The 17,795-nt window shown below is 71.6% G+C and carries 15 protein-coding genes; 8 read left to right on the plus strand and 7 right to left on the minus strand.

Annotated elements, in window-relative coordinates; all coding sequences use genetic code 11:
• Window positions 1-190 precede the first annotated feature (190 nt).
• Entirely contained in the window at window positions 191-850 is a 660-nt protein-coding gene (locus ACL06G_RS08005; protein ID WP_412784601.1) for a DUF1707 SHOCT-like domain-containing protein, read from the minus strand.
• Between the two features lie 128 nt (window positions 851-978).
• On the opposite strand from ACL06G_RS08005, the gene ACL06G_RS08010 reads away from it, so the two are divergent.
• The 5 genes from ACL06G_RS08010 (at window position 979) to ACL06G_RS08030 (ending at window position 7,990) form a co-directional block, all read left to right on the plus strand.
• Window positions 979-2,658 carry a fumarate hydratase gene (locus ACL06G_RS08010; protein ID WP_412835631.1) on the plus strand — a complete coding sequence of 560 codons (1,680 nt, stop codon included), beginning with the start codon at window positions 979-981 and terminating at the stop codon, window positions 2,656-2,658.
• Between the two features lie 98 nt (window positions 2,659-2,756).
• Window positions 2,757-4,172, plus strand: coding sequence for a class II fumarate hydratase (locus ACL06G_RS08015; protein ID WP_412835632.1), 1,416 nt, complete (start codon window positions 2,757-2,759; stop codon window positions 4,170-4,172).
• Window positions 4,173-4,274: 102 nt separating this feature from the next.
• Window positions 4,275-5,048: a cytidylyl-2-hydroxypropylphosphonate hydrolase gene (gene fomD / locus ACL06G_RS08020; protein ID WP_412835633.1), complete on the plus strand. Its 774-nt coding sequence runs from the start codon at window positions 4,275-4,277 to the stop codon at window positions 5,046-5,048.
• A gap of 141 nt (window positions 5,049-5,189) precedes the next feature.
• Entirely contained in the window at window positions 5,190-5,870 is a 681-nt protein-coding gene (locus ACL06G_RS08025) for a class I SAM-dependent DNA methyltransferase (RefSeq protein WP_412835634.1), read from the plus strand.
• A gap of 59 nt (window positions 5,871-5,929) precedes the next feature.
• The gene (locus ACL06G_RS08030; protein WP_412784606.1) at window positions 5,930-7,990 is read left to right on the plus strand and encodes an ATP-binding SpoIIE family protein phosphatase; all 2,061 of its coding nucleotides are present in this window, start codon (window positions 5,930-5,932) and stop codon (window positions 7,988-7,990) included.
• Window positions 7,991-8,144: 154 nt separating this feature from the next.
• On the opposite strand, the gene ACL06G_RS08035 is transcribed toward ACL06G_RS08030, so the two are convergent.
• Window positions 8,145-8,681, minus strand: coding sequence for an alkyl hydroperoxide reductase (locus ACL06G_RS08035; RefSeq protein WP_412784607.1), 537 nt, complete (start codon window positions 8,679-8,681; stop codon window positions 8,145-8,147).
• A 5-nt stretch (window positions 8,682-8,686) separates the two neighbouring features.
• Window positions 8,687-9,241 (minus strand): peroxiredoxin, encoded by a 555-nt coding sequence (locus tag ACL06G_RS08040; protein WP_412784608.1) that lies wholly within the window; start codon window positions 9,239-9,241, stop codon window positions 8,687-8,689.
• Between the two features lie 240 nt (window positions 9,242-9,481).
• Between ACL06G_RS08040 and ACL06G_RS08045 the strand changes: the two genes are divergently transcribed.
• The 3 genes from ACL06G_RS08045 to ACL06G_RS08055 all read left to right on the plus strand — a co-directional run bounded on the left by ACL06G_RS08045 (window position 9,482) and on the right by ACL06G_RS08055 (window position 12,441).
• A complete protein-coding gene (locus tag ACL06G_RS08045; RefSeq protein ID WP_412784609.1) occupies window positions 9,482-9,727 on the plus strand; it encodes a chaplin in 246 nt (81 codons plus the stop codon).
• A gap of 88 nt (window positions 9,728-9,815) precedes the next feature.
• Window positions 9,816-10,772 (plus strand): hydrogen peroxide-inducible genes activator, encoded by a 957-nt coding sequence (locus ACL06G_RS08050; protein ID WP_412835635.1) that lies wholly within the window; start codon window positions 9,816-9,818, stop codon window positions 10,770-10,772.
• Window positions 10,773-10,995: 223 nt separating this feature from the next.
• The gene (locus tag ACL06G_RS08055; RefSeq protein WP_412784611.1) at window positions 10,996-12,441 is read left to right on the plus strand and encodes a catalase; all 1,446 of its coding nucleotides are present in this window, start codon (window positions 10,996-10,998) and stop codon (window positions 12,439-12,441) included.
• Between the two features lie 40 nt (window positions 12,442-12,481).
• Here the strand turns inward: ACL06G_RS08055 and ACL06G_RS08060 are convergent, their stop codons facing one another.
• The 4 genes from ACL06G_RS08060 to ACL06G_RS08075 all read right to left on the minus strand — a co-directional run bounded on the left by ACL06G_RS08060 (window position 12,482) and on the right by ACL06G_RS08075 (window position 17,711).
• Window positions 12,482-14,008, minus strand: coding sequence for an AI-2E family transporter (locus ACL06G_RS08060; RefSeq protein ID WP_412835636.1), 1,527 nt, complete (start codon window positions 14,006-14,008; stop codon window positions 12,482-12,484).
• A gap of 230 nt (window positions 14,009-14,238) precedes the next feature.
• Window positions 14,239-14,931, minus strand: coding sequence for an aggregation-promoting factor C-terminal-like domain-containing protein (locus ACL06G_RS08065; protein WP_503167816.1), 693 nt, complete (start codon window positions 14,929-14,931; stop codon window positions 14,239-14,241).
• A gap of 399 nt (window positions 14,932-15,330) precedes the next feature.
• Window positions 15,331-16,653 (minus strand): RNA 5'-3' helicase PhoH2, encoded by a 1,323-nt coding sequence (gene phoH2, locus ACL06G_RS08070; protein WP_412784614.1) that lies wholly within the window; start codon window positions 16,651-16,653, stop codon window positions 15,331-15,333.
• A gap of 296 nt (window positions 16,654-16,949) precedes the next feature.
• Window positions 16,950-17,711, minus strand: a complete 762-nt coding sequence (locus ACL06G_RS08075) for an isoprenyl transferase (RefSeq protein WP_412784615.1) — start codon at window positions 17,709-17,711, stop codon at window positions 16,950-16,952.
• Window positions 17,712-17,795: the final 84 nt, after the last annotated feature.

A 17,795-nucleotide genomic window follows, 5' to 3' on the forward strand; every position in this document is an offset into this window, starting at 1 on the left:
CTGACTCCTGACGAGACGACAACGGCGGGGTCTGCTGTGCACCTGTACACGCCCCTGTGCGCACGGCAGTTCGCGCTGTCCGCCGTGCGTGGGTCGATGCCCGAGCCTTACCCGCTGTGCGTACGCTTATGCACGCGTGGTCACTCGCCCGGGAGTGCGGGCGGCCCGCCCGTGTCGCGGTCCGTCGCGGTCAGTCCTGGTCGTGGAAGTCGCGCACGCGCTTGCCCCGCTTGAGACGTGCGGAGACGCCGCCGAAGAGGGCGAGCCCCTTCACCGTGACCACGGGGGCGCCTGGGTCGGGGGATTCGGTGGAGCGGACGTCGAAGCCGCCGAAGATGCCGGTGCCGCGCCCGTGCAGCGTGACGTTCTCGGGCACGCGGACGTCGACGCCGCCGAAGATCACGACGGCGTGGATGACGACCTCGCGCTGCGCGAAGACGGCCCGGGTGAGGTCGATGTCGACGCCGCCGAAGCAGGCGAACGCCTTCACCCGGCCGGGGACCCGCCAACGGCCCTTGCGGGTGGCCCCGCTGAAGACGGCCACGGCGACGTCGGCCGGCTGCGGGGCCCGGCCGCTTTCCGGCGCCGGGGCCGGCGCCGGCCGGGTGCCGGTCTGCGGGAGGTCCCTGACCAGGGGTTCCAGCTGGCCCATCGTCTTGGCCTCGTAGAGGGCGTCGAGCCGTTCGGAGTGCTCCTGGGCGTCGAGCCGGCCCTCCGCGAGCGCTTCGCGCAGGATGTCCGCGACCCGGTCGCGGTCGGCGTCCGAGGCGCGCACGTCGGCTTCGGCGGCCGGTCGGGCGGCGGGCTGGTTTCCGGACGAGGGGCGCTTCTCGAGCGGGGAATCGGTCACGTCCTCAGCGTAACCGGACGCGATAGATCGCGACGAGGGCCGGGACGGTCCCCGCATCCCCGGATTCCGGTGCCGGGCAGGGGGCGTTCTACGCTGTGGAGCGCGCTCACCGTCGAGAGGAAGATCCCATGGCCGCCACCCCGGAGTTCAGCTACACGGACCTGCTGCCGCTGAGCGAGGACGACACGCCGTACCGCCTGGTCACGGCGGAGGGCGTGCGCGCGTTCGAGGCGAACGGTCGGACGTTCCTCTCCGTGGAGCCGGAGGCGCTGCGTGCGCTGGCCGCGGAGGCCATGCGTGACATCGCGCACTACCTGCGCCCGGACCACCTGGCGCAGCTGCGGCGCATTCTGGACGACCCGGAGGCCAGTGCGAACGACCGGTTCGTGGCGCTGGACCTGCTGAAGAACGCCAACATCGCCGCGGCGGGTGTGCTGCCGATGTGCCAGGACACGGGCACCGCCATCGTGATGGGGAAGCGCGGCCAGCAGGTCCTGACGGAGGGCGGCGACGAGGAGGCCCTCTCCCGCGGTATCCACGACGCCTACACCCAGCTGAACCTGCGCTACTCGCAGATGGCGCCGCTGACCATGTGGGACGAGAAGAACACCGGGAACAACCTGCCGGCCCAGATCGAGCTGTACGCGACGGATGGCGACGCCTACCGGTTCCTGTTCATGGCCAAGGGCGGCGGCAGCGCCAACAAGTCGTTCCTTTTCCAGGAGACGAAGGCGGTGCTCAACGAGGAGCGGATGATGTCCTTCCTCGAGGAGAAGATCCGCGGCCTGGGCACGGCCGCCTGTCCGCCGTACCACCTGGCGATCGTGGTGGGCGGCACCAGCGCCGAGTACGCCCTGAAGACCGCGAAGTACGCCTCCGCGCACTACCTGGACGAGCTGCCGGAGGAGGGCTCCCCGGCCGGTCACGGCTTCCGCGACCGGGAGCTGGAGGAGAAGGTCTTCGAGCTGACGCAGCGGATCGGCATCGGGGCGCAGTTCGGCGGCAAGTACTTCTGTCACGACGTCCGCGTGGTGCGCCTGCCGCGGCACGGCGCGTCCTGCCCCGTCGCGATCGCGGTGTCGTGTTCGGCGGACCGCCAGGCGAAGGCGAAGATCACTGCGGAGGGCGTGTTCCTGGAGCAGCTGGAGACGGACCCGGCCCGGTTCCTGCCCGAGACCACCGGTGAGGAACTCGCGGGCGGCGAGGAGGAGGTCGTGAGGATCGACCTGAACCGCCCCATGGACGAGATCCGGGCGGAGCTGACCCGGCACCCGGTGAAGACCCGCCTGTCCCTGACCGGCCCGCTGGTGGTCGCCCGCGACATCGCGCACGCGAAGATCAAGGAGCGGCTGGACGCGGGTGAGGAGATGCCGCAGTACCTGCGGGACCACGCGGTGTACTACGCGGGGCCCGCGAAGACGCCGGAGGGCTACGCGTCCGGCTCCTTCGGTCCGACGACCGCGGGACGGATGGACGCGTACGTGGAGCAGTTCCAGGCGGCCGGCGGGTCGATGGTGATGCTGGCGAAGGGGAACCGGAGCAAGCAGGTCACCGATGCCTGCGCGGCGCACGGGGGCTTCTACCTCGGCTCGATCGGCGGGCCGGCGGCGCGCCTGGCGCAGGACTGCATCAAGAAGGTGGAGGTCCTGGAGTACGAGGAGCTGGGCATGGAGGCGGTCTGGCGGATCGAGGTCGAGGACTTCCCCGCGTTCGTCGTGGTCGACGACAAGGGGAACGACTTCTTCACCGACCCCGGTCCCGCCCAGCCGTTCGTGACGTCGATCCCCGTGGGCGGCCCGTCACGCTGACCCTGCCGACCGCTCCGGTCCGGTGACGTGCGGGCCGCCCCTCGGGGCGGTGCCGCCGCACCCGGGGACTGCCCGCACGCGGCGTTATGTTCGGGAGCATGAGCGATCACGTCGAGGACAGCAGTGCGGGATTCCGTGTCGAGTACGACTCGATGGGCGAGGTGCGGGTGCCCGCGGACGCCAAGTGGCGGGCCCAGACGCAGCGGGCTGTGCAGAACTTCCCGGTGAGCGGCCGGCGTCTGGAGCGCCCGCACATCGAGGCGCTCGCCCTGATCAAGGCGGCGGCCGCCACGGTCAACGCGGAACTCGGGGTGCTGGAGCCGGAGCTCGCGACCGCGGTGCGGGAGGCGGCGGAGGAGGTAGCCCGGGGCGACTGGGACGAGCACTTCCCCGTCGACGTCTTCCAGACCGGCTCGGGCACCTCCTCGAACATGAACATGAACGAGGTGCTCGCCACCCTGGCGGCCGAGCGCCTCGGCGACGACGGCTCGGTGCACCCGAACGACCACGTCAACGCGAGCCAGTCGTCGAACGACGTCTTCCCCTCGTCGGTGCACATCGCGGCGACGGCGGCCGTGCTCCAGGATCTGGTGCCCTCGCTGGAGCACCTGGCCGCGTCGCTGGGCCGCAAGGGCGAGGAATTCGCCGACGTGGTCAAGTCCGGCCGCACGCACCTGATGGACGCCACGCCGGTGACCCTCGGCCAGGAGTTCGACGGCTACGCGGCCCAGATGCGGCACGGCGTCGAGCGGCTGCGGGCCTCGCTCCCGCGGCTGGCCGAGCTGCCGCTCGGCGGGACGGCCGTCGGTACCGGCATCAACACGCCTCCGGGCTTCGCCGCCGCCGTGATCGCCGAGGTGGCGCGGGCGACGGGCCTGCCGCTGACCGAGGCGCGGGACCACTTCGAGGCGCAGGGTGCCCGCGACGGCCTGGTGGAGATGTCGGGACAGCTGCGCACCGTGGCGGTCGGCCTGACCAAGATCTGCAACGACCTGCGCTGGATGGCCTCCGGCCCGCGCACGGGCCTGGCGGAGATCGTGCTGCCCGACCTCCAGCCCGGCTCGTCGATCATGCCGGGGAAGGTGAACCCCGTGATCCCGGAGGCCGTCCTGATGGTCTGCGCCCAGGTGGTCGGCAACGACGCGGCCGTCGCCACCGCGGGCGCCTCGGGCAACTTCGAGCTGAACGTGATGCTGCCCGTCATGGCCCGGAACCTGCTGGAGTCCGTGGGCCTGCTGTCGCGGGCGGCGCGCCTGCTGGCCGACCGCACGGTCGACGGGATCGCCGCGGACGCCGAGCAGGCCCGCAGGTACGCGGAGTCCTCGCCCTCGGTGGTGACGCCGCTGAACCGGTACATCGGCTACGAGCAGGCCGCCGCGGTGGCGAAGCGGGCCCTGGCGGAGCGGAAGACGATCCGGCAGGCGGTGCTGGACGGCGGCTACGTGGAACGGGGCGAGATCACGCTGGAGCAGTTGGACGAGGCGCTGGACGTGCTGCGCATGGCCAGGCCCTGAGGCTGCTCCGCCGGGCCCGGGGCCGGCCTGGCGGTGCAGCCGAACGGGTGCCCTCCGTCACAGGCCGCCCGCGCGCTGTGAGGTTCTGGCTACGCTTTGCCCATGACAGCGCGAACGGTGGATTCCCGGCACGGCGGCCGGGACGAGGCGTCTCCCTCGACCGGGCCGGCTTCGGGCCCGCGCTGGTCGCCGGGTGACCACATCCTGTGGCGGTACCGCGCGAACGGCGGGGAGCATCCGCACATCTGCCGTCCGGTGACGGTCGTGCGGGACACCGGCGAGCTGCTCGCGGTGTGGGTGGCTCCGGGCACGCTCTGTGTGAAGCCGCAGCTTGCGGACGGTACGCCGCTGCACCGGGAGCCGCTCGCCACCCGGTACACCAAGCCGCGGAAGACCGCGGTGTGCCGCTGGTCCGGCACGGGCGTCCTCAAGATCGCCCACGGCCGCCGTCCCTGGTCGGTGTGGCTCTTCTGGCATCGGGGGTGGCGTTTCAAGAACTGGTACGTGAACCTGGAAGAACCACGTCATCGCTGGAACGGCGGGATCGACTCGGAGGACCACTTCCTCGATATCACGGTCCGTCCCGACCGCACCTGGGAGTGGCGCGACGAGGACGAGTTCGCCCAGGCGCAACGGGCCGGACTCATGGGCACGGAGAAGGCCGGACACGTACGGGAGGCCGGACTTGCTGCCGTCGACGAGATCCGCGCGTGGGGGTCGCCGTTCCGGGACGGCTGGGAGCGCTGGCGCCCGGATCCGCGGTGGACGGTGCCCTCTCTGCCGGAGGACTGGGACCGGGCTCCGGAGCCTCCGGTGCCGGGTCCCGGGCGGCCCGGCGGGAGCGGGGGACGGCCCGTGTCCGCGGACGGCGGATGATCACGTGCTCGGCACAACCTGCCTCAACCTCTTGTTGCACCCCCCCGCTGCGACCGTAGGATCAACCTCCGGTAGACGCGGCACTGTTCAACTGGCCCCGCTCCCAGGGGATTTGGCAGGCAACGCGAGAGGAGAGGGCAGGTGAGCGGTTCTGAGGCGTTCGGCGCGTACGCCGCCTTCGACCGTGCCCTCGCGGACCGTACCGGGCAGGCGGAGGCATTCGACGCCATAGGCGATCGCTACGACGAGGCGTTCCCCCACAAGGAGGGCCAGATCGCCGGCGGCGCCTGGCTCGCCGAGCAGCTCCCACCGGGTGCCCACGTGCTCGACGTGGCGTGCGGTACGGGCCTGCCCACGGCTCGCCAGCTGACCGATGCGGGTATGAAGGTCACGGGGATCGACCTGTCCGCCGGCATGATCGGCCTGGCCCGGCGGAACGTGCCGGAGGGGGAGTTCCTGCAGCTCGATCTCGCCGACCTGGAGGCCTCGGGGCTCGGGCCGTTCGACGGCGCCGTCGCGTTCTTCGCGCTGCTGATGCTGCCCCGCGCGGAGATCCCGGTGGCGCTGCGGATGCTGCACGGCATGCTCGTCCCGGGAGCGCCGCTGGCACTGTCGATGGTGGAGGCGGACGTGGACGACTTCTCCATCCCCTTCCTGGGGAACACGATCCGCGTCTCCGGATATCTACGAGAGGAGCTGTACGAGGTCGTCACCGATGCGGGGTTCGAGATCGCCGGGGAGGACTCCTACGTCTACGCACCGGCGAGCACGGACGTCCCGCCCGAGACCCAGATCTTCCTCAACTGCCGACGACGCCCGTAGACCGACGGACCCGGCTGCGAGCAGCGAGCGCTGGCGTGTACGACGCACAGCCCGGACGGATGGAAACCGAACGCGTGACGGAGCACGAACCGCCTGCGGCGAGCAGGTCGGAAAGCGAGACGGCGCCCGACAGGGCCGCCTCCGAGGAGGCGCATGCCCCGGTGCCGGACCCTCGTGAACGGGCCGGCGGGCCGCTGCACGGTCCTGCCCCGCTCTCCGGGGCCCGGCAGCGGCCGCAGCACGACGCCGTCGACGCCCCGGACACGCCGGACGACGCCACGCCGCCCCCTCCTCCGGCACCGGGCGGGCCCGCGCCGGCACCGGAGACGGACGCCGAGGCCGCGGAGCGGGCCGAACGGGAGCGCCGTGGCGGCGACCGGCTGCGCTTCGTCGGCGCGGCCACCCGCCGCATCGCGCGGGGCGTGGACCTGGACGAAACGGTTCTCGGCCTGTGCCGCGCCAGTGTGCCCGCCTACTGCGACGCGATCCTGGTCTACCTGCGGGACCCGCTGCCCGTGGGCGACGAGCGCCCGGCGAACCCGGTGGTGCTGCGGCTGCGGCGCAGCGACCGCATCCCCCACGAGCACCCCGGCGAGCAGCTGCCGCTGCTCAGTGCTCCTCCGGCCGAGGGCGCCGGTGACGGCGCAGCCGAACGGGCCGAGGTGCGTCCGGGAAGTCCGCTGTCGGAAGTGCTGCGGGGAGTCCGCCCCGTTCTGGCGTCCGCCGCGGCGACCCGTGAGGCGCTGCCCGAGCTGCTCGGCGAGGAGTGCGCGCTGCCGGACGGCAACCGGGCCGTCCTCGCGCCGCTGCGCGGGAGGCGCCGGGTGATCGGGGCCGCGGTGTTCCTCCGCCGGGCGTCGCGGCCGGCCTTCGAACCCGACGATCTGCTGATCGCCGCGCAGCTCGCGACGCACACCGCGCTGGGCGTGGACAAGGCTGTGCTGTACGGCCGCGAGGCGTACATCGCGGACGAGTTGCAGCGCACCATGCTGCCCGACGAGCTGCCGCAGCCCACCGGATGCACGCTCGCCAGCCGCTATCTGCCCGCCGCGGAGACGGCTCGGGTGGGCGGCGACTGGTACGACGCGATCCCGCTGCCCGGCAGCCGGGTCGCGCTGGTGGTCGGGGATGTCATGGGGCATTCGATGACCTCTGCGGCGATCATGGGTCAGCTCCGCACCACCGCCCAGACCCTCGCGCAGCTCGACCTGCCGCCGCAAGAGGTGCTGCACCACCTGGACGAGCAGGCGCAGCGTCTGGGCAGCGACCGGATGGCGACGTGCCTGTACGCGGTCTACGACCCGGTCGCGCACCGCATCATGGTGGCGAACGCCGGGCATCCGCCGCCGGTGCTGCTGCACCGCGGGGGCGGCGCCGAGGTGCTGCGGATACCCGCGGGCGCGCCGATCGGCGTGGGCGGGGTCGACTTCGAGGTCGTGGAGTTGGACGCCCCGGCGGGCGCGACGCTGCTGCTGTACACCGACGGCCTGGTGGAGTCGCGGCAGCGGGACGTGTGGACGGGGATCGAGTTCCTGCGGGAGAGGCTCGCCGAGACGGCGCGGCTGACCCGGCCGGGCACCGCGCCGCCGCTGGAGCCGCTGTGCGACGAGGTTCTGGACATCCTGGGTCCCGGGGACCGCGACGACGACATCGCGCTCCTCGCGGCGCGTTTCGACGGCATCGCCTCGAACGACGTGGCCTACTGGTTTCTCGATCCGCGGGCGCAGACCGCCGGGCAGGCCCGGAGGCTGGTGCGCCGCGCGCTGTCCCGTTGGGGGCTGGACGATCTCAGCGATGCGGTCGAGCTGCTGGTCAGCGAGGTCGTCACGAACGCGGTGCGGTACGCGGAACGCCCGATCACGCTCCGGTTGCTGCGCACCGACCGGTTGCGGGTCGAGGTGGGGGACGACGTGCCGCAGCTGCCGCGGCTGCGGCAGGCGCGGGCGACGGACGAGGGAGGCCGCGGGCTGTACCTGGTCAACCGCATCGCGCGGCGGTGGGGCGCGACGCGGCTCTCCACCGGCAAGGTGGTCTGGTTCGAGGTGGGGCTGAAGGCCGCGCCCCCGCCTCCCGGCCCGGCGGTGCCGATCATGCTCCCGGACGACATGGGCATGATCTGAAGGCCCGCGGCCCGGGCATGGGCCGGGCCCCTTCGGCTCTTCGCGCAGCACCGGCCGCCCGGTGTCCCGCACGGTGCCGCGTGACGCGTCCGGCCCCCGCGCCGGTCGGTGCGGGGGCCGGATGCGTCACGCCGTCCTGAAGGGGCGCGGGAGGTCAGGCGGTCTGCAGTGCCGCCTCGGCGTCGACAGTGGTGGCGACGGCCTGGACCACGGCGGCGATCTTGAAGGCCTCCTGGACGGTCTCCCGGTCCACGTCGGCCTTCCGGAGCACCTGCTCGTGCGAGTCGAGGCACTGGCCGCAGCCGTTGATCGCGGACACGGCCAGGGACCACAGCTCGAAGTCGGTCTTCTCCACGCCCGGGTTGCCGATGACGTTCATCCGCAGGCCCGCGCGCAGCGTGCCGTACTCCGGGTCGGAGATCAGGTGCCGGGTGCGGTAGAAGACGTTGTTCATGGCCATCACCGCGGCGGCCGACTTCGCGGCTCCGTACGCCTCGGGGCTCAGGTTCTCCTTGGCCTCGGGCTCCAGCTCGCGCAGCACGATCGGCGAACGGGAGGCGATCGCGCAGGCCAGCACGGTGCCCCACAGCTGCTGTTCGGGAAGCTGCGAGTTGCCGATGACCGAGCCGAGGTTGAGCCTGAGGTCCTTGGCGTAGTCGGGCAGGGCCGACTTCAGGTCAGCGAGCGCCATGGTTCTCACTCACCTGCCAGCAGCTTCGCGGCGTCGAGGGTCTCCTCGCCCTTGCTCCAGTTGCAGGGGCACAGCTCGTCGGTCTGCAGCGCGTCGAGGACCCGCAGGACCTCCTTGGGGTTACGGCCGACGGAGCCGGCGGTCACCATGGAGAACTGGATCTCGTTGTTCTGGTCCACGATGAACACCGCACGCTGGGCGAAGCCGTCCTCGCCCTCGACGCCGCAGTCCTGCATGAGCTCGTGCTTGGAGTCGGCGAGCATCGGGAAGGGCAGGTCGCGCAGGTCGTCGTGGTCCTTGCGCCATGCGTGGTGGACGAACTCGCTGTCGCCGGAGACGCCGAGGATCTGGGCGTCGCGGTCGGCGAAGTCCTCGTTCAGCTTGCCGAAGGCCGCGATCTCCGTCGGGCAGACGAAGGTGAAGTCCTTGGGCCAGAAGAAGACGATCTTCCACTTGCCCTCGTAGGTCTTGTGGTCGATCTGCTCGAACTCCTGCCCCTTCTCCAGGGACACGCAGGCGGTCAGGTCGAACTCGGGGAACTTGTCACCGACAGTGAGCACGCGCTCTCCTTGCACAGCGGAACACCCCCTGGTCGAGGCGTTCCATGGGTTGGACGATCACTACGCTGCCACACCACCCATTGATCGCAGAAATAAGGCGATCAACGTCACGCTGATCGTTTCACCTTATCTATCCTGGTGGGAGCGGTGCCGTCATCCGCACGGAGGCGGCTGTGATGCACTCCACGCGCCCGTGCGTTCTGCTCGTGGGGGACCGAACGCCTACTCGCAGGAGTCACCATGCGTATACGGACCTCCCTGGCTTCCCTGGCAGCAGCCGCGCTCGCCGTCGCCGGCGTGGCCGGTGCCGCCGGCACCGCCTCCGCCGACAGCATCGCCGGGGGCCACGCCTCCGGCTCGCCGGGCGTGCTCTCCGGCAACCTCGTCCAGACCCCGATCCACGTTCCGGTGAACGTCTGCGGCAACAGCGTCTCGCTGATCGGGCTGCTCAACCCGTCGTTCGGCAACGTCTGCGTCAACAGGTGACCCGGGCGGCCCGGCGATGAAGCGCGGCTGACGCGCCGCACTCCGACCGGTCTCCCCGGCTACAGTCGGCGGAGACCGATCGGAGGCCGTGATCAGTACCCCGAGGCGCAGTGCCGCGCGCCGGCCCACTCTCTCCCAGCTCCGTGCTTTCGCCGCCGTCGCCGAACACCTCCACTTCCGCGACGCGGCGGCCGCCATCGGCATGAGCCAGCCCGCCCTGTCCGGTGCCGTCGCCGCCCTGGAGGACGTCCTGGGTGTGCGGCTGCTGGAGCGCACCACCCGCAAGGTGCTGCTCTCCCCCGCCGGCGAACGGCTGGCACGTCGCACCCAGCGGGTGCTCGACTGCTTCGCGGAACTGCTGGACGAGGCGGAGGCCGCCCGCGCGCCCTTCACCGGCGTGCTGCGGCTCGGCGTGATCCCCACCTGCGCCCCGTACCTGCTGCCGACCGTGCTGCGCCTGGTCCACGAGCGGTACCCGGAGCTTGACCTCCAGGTCCACGAGGAGCAGACCGCCTCCCTGCTGAACGGCCTCACGGGCGGCCGCCTCGACGTGCTCCTCCTCGCCGGCCCCCTCGCCACGGCGGGCGTCACGGAGATCCCGCTGTTCGACGAGGACTTCGTCCTCGTCGCGCCCGACGGGCACCCCTGTGCGGGGCGCGACGACCTGCCGCGCACGGCGCTGCGCGAACTCGACCTGCTGCTGCTGGACGAGGGGCACTGCCTGCGGGACCAGACCCTCGACATCTGCCGGGAGGCGGGGCGGCCTCCCGGCGGCTCGCTCGCCACAAGCGCCGCGGGCCTGTCGACCCTGGTGCAGCTCGTCGCGGGCGGGATGGGTGTCACCCTGCTGCCGCGCACCGCGCTACGCGTGGAGACCGCCCGCGGTGAACACCTGGCGACCGTGGACTTCGCCGCCCCGGCACCCCGCCGCCGGATCGTGCTGGCGATGCGGACCGGCGCCGCGCGCGGCGGTGAGTTCTCCGCGCTCGCGGACGCGCTGCGAGAGGCGCTCTCCGCACTCCCCGTGACTCCCGTGGCGGACTGAGCACTCGGGCGGAGCCGCCACCCGCACGGCCGTACGGGCACCGGTGGGTTGCGTGACGATCCCGCTCACGCGGGTACCCGTAGAACCTCACGGGTCCGGCCCGGTGGTCCCCTCGGACCACCGGCCTCCTGCTGCCCGCCGCGCGTCCGCATGGCGGCGGGGGCCGGAAGCGGGTCGGCCCGTGGCCACGGAACTCCACACCTCTGCGACAGGAGGCTTCCCCATGACCGGCCCTACGACCACCAACGCCGGCATCCCGGTGGAGAGCGACGCTCACTCGCTCACCGTCGGCTCCGACGGCCCGATCCTGCTCCAGGACCACTACCTGATCGAGAAGATGGCGCAGTTCAACCGGGAGCGGGTGCCCGAACGGGTGGTGCACGCCAAGGGCGGGGGCGCGTACGGCTTCTTCGAGGTGACGAACGACGTCAGCCAGTACACCAAGGCCGACCTGTTCCAGCCGGGCAGGCGGACGGAGATGCTCGCACGGTTCTCGACGGTCGCCGGCGAGCAGGGCAGTCCGGACACCTGGCGGGATCCGCGGGGCTTCGCGCTCAAGTTCTACACCGAGCACGGCAACTACGACCTGGTCGGCAACAACACCCCGGTGTTCTTCGTGCGCGACCCGCAGAAGTTCCAGGACTTCATCCGCAGTCAGAAGCGGCGCCCGGACAGCGGGCTGCGGGACCACGACATGCAGTGGGACTTCTGGACCCTCTCGCCGGAATCGGCGCACCAGGTCACCTGGCTCATGGGCGACCGGGGCATCCCGAAGTCCTGGCGGCACATGAACGGCTACGGCTCCCACACCTACATGTGGATCAACGGCGGTGGCGAACGGTTCTGGGTCAAGTACCACTTCAAGACCGACCAGGGCATCGGCTTCCTCACCCAGGAGGAGGCGGACCGGCTGGCCGGCGAGGACAGCGACGCACACCGCCGCGACCTGTTCGACGCCGTCGCGCGCGGCGAGACGCCGTCCTGGACGCTCTACGTGCAGGTCATGCCGTTCGACGACGCTCCGGACTACCGCTTCAACCCGTTCGACCTGACCAAGGTGTGGCCGCACGGCGACTACCCGCTGATCGAGGTCGGCCGCATGGTCCTCGACCGCAACCCGGAGGACTTCTTCGTCCACATCGAGCAGGCGGCGTTCGAACCGTCGAACCTGGTGCCCGGCATCGGCCCCTCGCCGGACAAGATGCTGCTCGGACGGCTGTTCTCCTACCCCGACACGCACCGGTACCGGATCGGTCCGAACTACTCCCAGCTCCCGCCGAACCGGCCGCAGGCCCCGGTGCGTTCGTACGCCAAGGACGGCCCGATGCGCTACGAGCCCCCGCACACCGCCCGGCCGTACGCGCCGAACTCGTACGGCGGCCCGGAGGCCGACACCGCACGGTTCGGGGAGCCTGCGGGCTGGTCCACGGCCGGCGAGATGGTGCGGGAGGCGTACGCGCTGCGCAGCGAGGACGACGACTGGGGCCAACCGGGCACCATGGTGCGCCAGGTGCTGGACGACGCGGCACGCGACCGTCTGGTGCACAACGTCGCGGGGCACCTGCTCGACGGGGTCAGCCGTCCGGTGCTGGACCGTGCGCTGCAGTACTGGCGCAACATCGACAAGAAGGTCGGCGACCGCATCGCCGCCGAGGTCAACGGCGGCTGAGCCACCGCCCCGGCAGCATCGGGGAGAGTCCCGCCGCGCGTCAGCGTGGCGGGTCCTCCCCCTCGGGACGGTCCGCGGAACGGTCCTCCGGCGCTCCGGGGGTCTCCGGCGTCCCGGGGGCGCTGTCCGTGGCGCCGGTGCCGGGCGCACCGTTCCCGGGCGCGGGCGGCGCGGTGTCCGCGCCGCCTTCCGCTGCCCTGACCGTCGGAGCCACCGCGGCGACCGTCGCACCGTGCGGGCCGGGCCCGCGGCCCGCCGTGGAGCGGCGCACCGCCTCCTCGTGCGCGTACGCCCGCAGGTAGCCGACCGCCGTGTTGGTGACGGCCACCAGCGGCACGGCGACCACCGCGCCGGGGATGCCGGCGATGAGGCCGCCGGCCGTGACCGCGAGGACCACGCCCAGCGGGTGCACCCGCACCAGCCTGCCGAGGATGAACGGCTGCAGGATGTGGCTCTCGATCTGCTGCACGGCGAGAACGACGGCGAGCACCATCAGGGCGGTGAACACGCCGTTGGTCACCACCGCCACCAGCACGGCGAGCGCGCCGGAGGTCACCGCACCGACGATGGGAACGAAGGAGAACAGGAAGATCAGTACGGCCAGCGGGACGGCCATCGGCACGTCCAGGAAGTACAGGCCGATGCCGATGAAGAGGCCGTCGATCAGGGCCACGATGACGGTGCCGCGCACGTAGCCGGTGAGCGTGACCCACGCCCGGGGTCCGGCACCGGCGACGCCCTCGCGGGCGGACGCGGGCACGAAGTTGAGCGTCCATTCCCACACCCTGCGTCCGTCGTAGAGCAGGAACAGCGTCACGAACATGGTGAGCAGGGCGCCGGAGAGGAATTCCAGGACCACGGTGACGCCGGTGATGCTGGCGCTGGTGATGGTCTTGCTGTTGTTCTCGATCCAGTCGCTGACCGTGCCGGCGATATTGTTGATCTGTTCTTCGGACACGTGGAACGGACCGTTGATCGCCCAGCGCTTCAGTTCCTCGATGCCGTCCTGCAGCCGGTCGGTGAGGTTCGGCAGGTTCTCCATGATCTGCCAGGCCACGAACCAGCCGATCAGACCGATGAAGGCGCTGCCCATCACGAAGGTGAGGAGGGTCGCCAGGCCGCGGGCCAGGCCGAGCCGGCGGAGGCGCGCGACGGTGGGCTGCAGCAGCGCGGTGACGAGCAGCCCCGCGGAGAAGGCGATGACCAGCAGGCTGACCGTGGCGACGATCTTCGTCAGCACCCAGACGACGCCGGCGAGGATCAGCAGGCGCCAGCCGGCCTCGGCCGCTACGCGCATCCCCCACGGTATTGCCGCTGCCGGTTCGGGCTGGGCGACGACGGCGGGCGCGTAGTCCGGCGGGGGAGGCACCCTCCCGGCCCCGGTCCGCGGGCCGGACGCGGCATGCGGGGCGGGCGCGGGGGCCGCCTCACCGGCCTCCCCCGCTGCCGGCTCGGTCCGTTCCGCGAACTCCGGCTCGTCCCGGGCGGTGGCGCGTGCGCGCCGCTCGGCCATGCGCGCCGCCCAGCGCTGCACGCCGTCCAGGAGCCTGTCGACCCTGCGTTCCATCCGGACCTCTGCTCCCTTCCCGCGGCCTGTTCCGTGGGGCCGCCCCCGGCGCGGGGTCGCGTCCGGTGTGTGCCCGTGGCCTGAGAGACGACGTTACCGGGACGGAAGGTTGCCTTCCGTGCCCCACGCCACCCCGACCCGCGCACGCGCGCCGCCCCCGACCGGATTCCCGGTCGGGGGCGGCGGAAGCATGTGCGGGTCCGGGCGCCGGAACAGGGCGCCCGGTGCCCTCAGTACCAGCTGTTGGCCTGCCAGAAGTCCCAGGCGCCGCAGGGGCTGCCGTAGCGGTCGTTCATGTAGTTCAGGCCCCATTCGATCTGGGTGGCGGGGTTGGTGCGCCAGTCGGCACCGGCCGTGGCCATCTTGCTGCCCGGCAGCGCCTGCACGAGTCCGTAGGCACCGGACGAGGGGTTGCTCGCCGTGTAGTCCCAGCCCGACTCGTGGTCCACGATGTTCGAGAAGCACTGGAACTGGTCGGCACCGACGATCTGCCGTGCCATCGACTGAACCTCGGAGACGCTGTACGAGGCCTGGATGGCGAAGTCGCTCCGCTCGGCGGCGCGGCTCGCTGCCTCCTCGGCCTCACGGCGCTCCTCCGCCTCGCGGGCCGCCTCCTCGGCGGCCTCCTTCTTCGCAGCGGCGTCGTCGGCTGCCTGTTTGCGGGCGGCCTCCTGAGCAGACTTCTTCGCGGCATCGTGCGCCGCGCTGGTCTGCGCGTCGGCCTGCTGCGTCAGGGAGACGGTCTGAACCTGGGTGTTGCCACCCGCGGGTATGTCGGCGAGGAGCGTGGCGTCGGCAGCGGTTGCCTCGACATCGTTCGAGACGGGCTGCTCGCTGCCCGAAGCCACACCGACGACGGCGCCGACAGTGGTGACCGCGGTGGCAGAGGCCACGGCGAATCCCCGGACCGAAATCCGGCTCACACGGTTTCCTTCCCACATCGCCCACGGTGGAACCCGCGGGCGCAATCGTGCCCCTGGCACTGGCCTTTCCCGTACTCCTGTGTGCGGGAAAGGCGCGGGCCCGGTCGAGCTCCCTCCTTCGGGAGCCCGCATGGTTCCTCGGGCGGCATGCGGCTGTCTGCTGTTGACTTGTGTGGTGCTGTGCGCCCAGGAGGACGCAAGGTGCCGCATGCGGGGCCTGACAGGAACCACACCCTGCCGGACGCGGCCGGGTTGAGGCAATTCTGCACCGAGTGGGAAAGTTCACAAGGGGTTTGACGGGTGTGTTTTCCGGAAACGTGGGTGCGGCCGGACCGCGCGCGAGTAAGCTCCTTCGCTTTCCTCGCACCCGGTCCGGCCGCGAACGGCCGCCGGCGGCGGCTAAATCCGGCCTTCCTCCAGCATTTCGGTCACCAGGGCGGCGATCGGCGAGCGTTCCGAACGTGTGAGCGTGATGTGCGAGAAGAGCGGGTGCCCCTTCAGCCGCTCCACCACCGCGACCACGCCGTCGTACCGCCCGACGCGGAGATTGTCCCGCTGTGCGACGTCATGGGTGAGTACGACCCGTGAGTCCTGTCCGATGCGCGAAAGCACCGTCAGCAGCACGTTCCGCTCGAGGGACTGGGCCTCGTCGACGATGACGAACGCGTCGTGCAGCGAACGGCCCCGGATGTGCGTCAGCGGCAGCACCTCGAGCATGCCGCGGGCCACGACCTCCTCGATGACGTCCCGGCTGGTGACGGCGGACAGGGTGTCGAACACCGCCTGGGCCCAGGGGTTCATCTTCTCGTCGTGGGTGCCCGGCAAATAGCCGAGGTCCTGCCCGCCGACGGCGTACAGCGGCCGGAAGACCATGACCTTGCGGTGCTGGCGTCTCTCCAGCACGGCCTCCAGCCCGGCGCACAGCGCGAGAGCGCTCTTGCCGGTACCGGCCCGGCCCCCCATCGAGAGGATGCCGATCTCCTCGTCGAGCAGCAGGTCCAGGGCGATGCGCTGTTCGGCGCTGCGCCCCTTGATGCCGAAGGCCTCGCGGTCGCCACGGACCAGCCTGATGCGCTTGTCCGGCGTCACCCGGCCCAGCGCCTTGCCCTTCTCCGACTGGAGCACCAGGCCGGTGTGCACCGGCAGCTCGGCGGCTTCGGGGACGTGCACGCTCTCGGCGGCGAACAGTTCGTCGATGTGCTCGCCGGGCAGCGTCAGCTCGGCCATGCCGGTCCAGCCGGAGTCGGTGATGGCCAGTTCGGCCCGGTACTCCTCCGCCAGCAGCCCGACCGAGGACGCCTTGATCCGCAGCGGCAGGTCCTTGGAGACCACCGTGACGTCGAAGCCCTCCGCCTGCAGATTGCGCGCCACCGCCAGGATGCGGGTGTCGTTGTCGTCGAGCCGGAACCCGGCGGGCAGCACCGCGACGTCGGTGTTGTTCAGTTCCACCCGCATCGTGCCGCCCAGGTCCCCGACGGGTACGGGTGCGTCCAGCCGGCCGTACCGCACGCGGTACTCGTCGAGCAGCCGGAGCGCCTGGCGTGCGAAGTACCCGAGTTCCGGATGGTGCCGTTTGGCCTCCAGTTCGGTCACCACGACCACCGGGAGCACGACCTCGTGCTCCTCGAAGCGGGTCATGGCCGCCGGGTCGGCCAGCAGGACGCTGGTGTCGACCACGTAGGTGCGCCGGTCGGGAGTGATGCGCTTCTTGCTGTTCGCCACGAGTGGACGTACCCCCTCGGATGAGGTCGGAAGCGACGGCGTCGCGGGGGAAGAGACCGGGTCGGGCCGCGGTGCGCGGGCCGGACTCCGGCCCTTTCCCGACGGTTGCCGCACTCCGGGTGCGGTGGGTCCGTGGTCGCTCAAGCGGGCCTCCCGGCGGCCGGCCCGTGCTCGGGGCGCGGCCACCTGAGGTATTCCCTGGCGGGCGAAAAGCCATGCAACGGGCGGTGACGTCACACGGAAGGGCGAACGGCGGCCGGGTGACGGGCCGCGGTGAGGAGCGGAGGGGGGGGAGATCAGCCGCCGAAGCGGCGGTTGCGGACGGCGTAGTCGCGCAGCGCCCGCAGGAAGTCGACCTTGCGGAAGGCGGGCCAGAAGACGTCGCAGAAGTAGTACTCGGAGTGAGCGCTCTGCCACAGCATGAAACCGGAGAGCCGCTGCTCGCCGCTGGTGCGGATCACCAGGTCCGGGTCCGGCTGGCCGCTGGTGTACAGGTGCTCGGCGATGTCCTCGACGGTGAGCGACTCGGCCAGGTCCTCCAGGCGCTTCCCCTGTGCGGCGCGATCGGCGAGGAGGGAGCGGACGGCGTCGGTGATCTCCTGGCGGCCGCCGTAGCCGACCGCGACGTTGACGAGTATCCCGTCCACGTCGCCGGCCTTCTCCTCGGCCTCCTTCAGCACCTGCTGGGTGCGGCCGGGCAGCAGGTCGAGCTGCCCGACGTGGTGGACGCGCCAGCGGCCGTCGGCGGCGAGGTCGCGGACGGTGTCCTCGATGATGCCGAGGAGCGGGAGCAGCTCGTCGTCCGGCCGGCTGAGGTTGTCCGTGGACAGCAGCCACAGCGTGACGACCTCGACGTCGGTCTCGGCGCACCAGCCGAGCATCTCCTGGATCTTGCTGGCCCCGGCCTTGTGCCCCTGCTCCGGGCTGCCGCCGGAGGCCCGCGCCCAGCGGCGGTTGCCGTCGAGGATCACGCCGATGTGCCCCGGGACGCGGGCGAAGTCCAGGCGGTCCTCCACACGGCGCGCATACAGCCTGTACACCAGGTCGCGAAGCTTCATGGGATGACCAGCCCTCCGTGCCGAGTCCGGGAATTCCAGAACCCTACTGCCGGTCCCCCGTTCGGGCGAATCGGTACGACTGGG

The sequence above is a fragment of the Streptomyces callyspongiae genome, assembly GCF_047200695.1.
Taxonomy (GTDB): Bacteria; Actinomycetota; Actinomycetes; order Streptomycetales; family Streptomycetaceae; genus Streptomyces.

What these genes read in the sequence shown, in the direction of transcription:
- ACL06G_RS08055 (WP_412784611.1), top strand. Translation starts at nt 10,996, where the DNA reads ATGACCGGCCCTACGACCACCAACGCCGGCATCCCGGTGGAGAGCGAC.
- ACL06G_RS08010 (WP_412835631.1), top strand. Translation starts at nt 979, where the DNA reads ATGGCCGCCACCCCGGAGTTCAGCTACACGGACCTGCTGCCGCTGAGC.
- ACL06G_RS08060 (WP_412835636.1), bottom strand. Translation starts at nt 14,008, where the DNA reads ATGGAACGCAGGGTCGACAGGCTCCTGGACGGCGTGCAGCGCTGGGCG.
- fomD (WP_412835633.1), top strand. Translation starts at nt 4,275, where the DNA reads ATGACAGCGCGAACGGTGGATTCCCGGCACGGCGGCCGGGACGAGGCG.
- ACL06G_RS08030 (WP_412784606.1), top strand. Translation starts at nt 5,930, where the DNA reads ATGGAAACCGAACGCGTGACGGAGCACGAACCGCCTGCGGCGAGCAGG.
- ACL06G_RS08035 (WP_412784607.1), bottom strand. Translation starts at nt 8,681, where the DNA reads ATGGCGCTCGCTGACCTGAAGTCGGCCCTGCCCGACTACGCCAAGGAC.
- ACL06G_RS08045 (WP_412784609.1), top strand. Translation starts at nt 9,482, where the DNA reads ATGCGTATACGGACCTCCCTGGCTTCCCTGGCAGCAGCCGCGCTCGCC.
- ACL06G_RS08015 (WP_412835632.1), top strand. Translation starts at nt 2,757, where the DNA reads ATGAGCGATCACGTCGAGGACAGCAGTGCGGGATTCCGTGTCGAGTAC.
- ACL06G_RS08075 (WP_412784615.1), bottom strand. Translation starts at nt 17,711, where the DNA reads ATGAAGCTTCGCGACCTGGTGTACAGGCTGTATGCGCGCCGTGTGGAG.